Source organism: Rheinheimera sp. NSM (assembly GCF_052380015.1).
In the GTDB taxonomy this organism is placed as follows: domain Bacteria; phylum Pseudomonadota; class Gammaproteobacteria; order Enterobacterales; family Alteromonadaceae; genus Alishewanella.
This window is the reverse complement of the sequence record NZ_JBQTCI010000015.1, coordinates 1-2,500: the sequence shown is the minus strand read 5'-3', so window position 1 is coordinate 2,500 and position 2,500 is coordinate 1. Positions and strand designations below refer to the sequence as shown.

Annotated in this window: 1 tRNA gene and 2 rRNA genes (1 of these 3 cut by a window edge); all 3 read left to right on the top strand. The window is 55.6% G+C overall.

The window, feature by feature from the left end:
* Nucleotides 1-1,746: ribosomal RNA gene (locus tag ACTZWV_RS19800) — 23S ribosomal RNA — on the top strand; it begins 1,150 nt to the left of the window's first position.
* 105 nt (nt 1,747-1,851) lie between these two features.
* A 5S ribosomal RNA gene (gene rrf / locus ACTZWV_RS19795) occupies nt 1,852-1,966 on the top strand.
* 46 nt (nt 1,967-2,012) lie between these two features.
* Nucleotides 2,013-2,089, top strand: a tRNA-Met gene (locus tag ACTZWV_RS19790).
* The last annotated feature ends 411 nt before the right edge of the window (nt 2,090-2,500 follow it).

The following is a 2,500-nucleotide window of genomic DNA, read 5'->3' as shown; positions in this document are numbered from 1 at the left end:
TAGAAGCAGCCATCCTTTAAAGATAGCGTAACAGCTCACTGGTCTAAACAAGTTGTCCTGCGGCGAAGATGTAACGGGGCTCAAGCCATGAGCCGAAGCTTAGGATGCGAGCAATCGCATGGTAGCGGAGCGTTCTGTTCAGTACTTCTTGCGTCTTTTGCACCCAACAGGGTGCACCGGACGCAACCGAAGTCTGCTGTGAAGCCGGCCCGTGAGGGACCGGTGGAGCGTTCAGAAGTGAGAATGTTGACATGAGTAGCGACAAACAGGGTGAGAGACCCTGTCGCCGAAAGTCCAAGGGTTCCTGCTTAAAGCTAATCTGAGCAGGGTAAGCCGGCCCCTAAGGCGAGGCCGAAAGGCGTAGTCGATGGGAACCAGGTTAATATTCCTGGGCCAGTGGGAAGTGACGGATCTCAAAGATTGTTCGCCCTTATCGGATTGGGCGGGCCGTTCAGAGGTTCCCGGAAATAGCCCCACACCAGACCGTACCCGAAACCGACACAGGTGGACTGGTAGAGAATACCAAGGCGCTTGAGAGAACCATGTTTAAGGAACTCGGCAAAATACCTCCGTAAGTTCGCGAGAAGGAGGCCCCGTTATTGCGCAAGCAGTGGCGGGGGGCACAAACCAGGGGGTGGCGACTGTTTATTAAAAACACAGGGCTCTGCGAAGTCGCAAGACGACGTATAGGGTCTGACGCCTGCCCGGTGCCGGAAGGTTAAGAGGAGAGGTTCACGCCTTGAATCGAAGCCCCGGTAAACGGCGGCCGTAACTATAACGGTCCTAAGGTAGCGAAATTCCTTGTCGGGTAAGTTCCGACCTGCACGAATGGCGTAACGACTTCCCCGCTGTCTCAAACATGGACTCAGCGAAATTGAATTGCCTGTCAAGATGCAGGCTTCCCGCGGTTAGACGGAAAGACCCCGTGCACCTTTACTACAACTTCACACTGGCATCAGGATTGCGATGTGCAGGATAGGTGGTAGGCTTTGACGTGGGAACGCCAGTTCCCATCGAGCCTTCCTTGAGATACCACCCTTCGCACTCTTGATGTCTAACCGCGGTCCGTCATCCGGATCCGGGACCCTGTGTGGTGGGTAGTTTGACTGGGGCGGTCGCCTCCCAAACAGTAACGGAGGCGTGCGAAGGTTGGCTCAGACCGGTCGGAAATCGGTCGTCGAGTGCAATGGCATAAGCCAGCCTGACTGCAAGACTGACAAGTCGAGCAGAGACGAAAGTCGGCCATAGTGATCCGGTGGTCCCGAGTGGAAGGGCCATCGCTCAACGGATAAAAGGTACGCCGGGGATAACAGGCTGATGATGCCCAAGAGTCCATATCGACGGCATCGTTTGGCACCTCGATGTCGGCTCATCTCATCCTGGGGCTGGAGTAGGTCCCAAGGGTATGGCTGTTCGCCATTTAAAGAGGTACGTGAGCTGGGTTTAGAACGTCGTGAGACAGTTCGGTCCCTATCTGCCGTGGGTGTTGGAGACTTGAGAGGAGTTGCCCCTAGTACGAGAGGACCGGGGTGAACGATCCACTGGTGGACCTGTTGTGGCGCCAGCCGCAGTGCAGGGTAGCTATGATCGGACAGGATAACCGCTGAAAGCATCTAAGCGGGAAGCCCCCCTCAAAACAAGGTCTCCCTTGAGAGCCGTGGTAGACCACCACGTCGATAGGCCGGAGATGTAAGCGCAGCAATGCGTTCAGTTGACCGGTACTAATGGCTCAATAGGCTTGATTTGATCCAGTAAAAGCAAAACTGATCAACAATCAACAAAACCAAAAGCATTGACCTCATAGTCAGGTGGAACACAAAACCCACCCACTGATATGTGTTTCTTCTCAGGTTTGGTGGCAATAGCGCGAGCAATACACCCGATCCCGTCCCGATCTCGGAAGTTAAGTGCCGCCGCGGCAATGGTACTGCGTCTCAAGACGTGGGAGAGTAGCTCACCGCCAAACCTGACAAGAAACACAAAAATCTCTCTCAACGATACAAAAAAACCAACGCGGGGTGGAGCAGCCAGGTAGCTCGTCAGGCTCATAACCTGAAGGTCACAGGTTCAAATCCTGTCCCCGCAACCAACACTATTTCTTCAATAATATCAACACCTTCCAATCCCGCACTCGCGGGGAAATTCGCGTTTGCGCTCCTTTTGCCCGCACCTGCGGCCTGTCGTTGCTCGACGCCCGTCGCTAAGCGCAACAGCCCCGCAAGCGCCCCGTGCAGGTCGATATCGAGGCCCATTCCATCCGTGCGCGGCACCAGAACGATCTTCTCGATCAGACCCCGCAACGCCTCTCGGGTTTCTGCCAACCCGTCTTCGCGCCCCAGGCCCTCGATCAGCACGCCCACACGGTCGCGATAGGTTTCGGCCATTGTCGGGTGAAACCGCAATGGGGCAGGGGAGGCCTGCGTCGCGTCCAGCTTCGCCTCGAGCGGTAATCTCCCCCTTTTTAACGGGGTGCATCGGTAGAATTTACGCAGCCGTTCTC